The following is a 463-nucleotide window of genomic DNA, read 5'->3' on the forward strand; positions in this document are numbered from 1 at the left end:
TTTATGGATGCTTGTGCCCCTGTTTTTGGGTGGTGATAAGGGTGTCGAGGCGTACCCGCTGCGGCGGGATTCCTCCCCAGTCGGCGTGGGTCATGCCGTGCTGGGGGTAGGGGCGACTATCGCCTACTTTTTTGAAAATCATGGTGGTGCTTTCTCAGGTATGGGGCGCCTCGGCGGCACGTGTAACCGTGGGGTTCTGAAGAAATAGTACCAAGGGGTATAAAAAATCCCCGGTCTTAGATTCTAAGACCGGGGATTCGGTGGCGGAGGATGGAGGATTTGAACCTCCGAGGGTGTTAACCCAACACGCGTTCCAGGCGTGCGCCATAGGCCGCTAGGCGAATCCTCCAGCTATGTTTTCTACGCATTGCGTAGGCAACAAATAAAACCTTACTACGCTTTTGCTAAGCATGCAAGCCCTGAGCAATAAAAATAACAGAAAGCACATTTATGGATGCTTGTG

1 tRNA gene and 1 pseudogene are annotated in these 463 nt (G+C 52.5%); both read right to left on the minus strand.

Features of this window, described 5'->3' with window-relative positions:
* Positions 1-22: 22 nt before the first annotated feature.
* Positions 23-142: pseudogene (locus HMPREF2765_RS09405) on the minus strand (type II toxin-antitoxin system VapB family antitoxin); the annotation flags it as partial.
* 119 nt (positions 143-261) lie between these two features.
* Positions 262-349 (minus strand) — tRNA-Ser (locus HMPREF2765_RS07470).
* Positions 350-463: the final 114 nt, after the last annotated feature.

It is taken from the genome of Rothia sp. HMSC062H08 (genome assembly GCF_001810775.1).
Taxonomy (GTDB): Bacteria; Actinomycetota; Actinomycetes; order Actinomycetales; family Micrococcaceae; genus Rothia.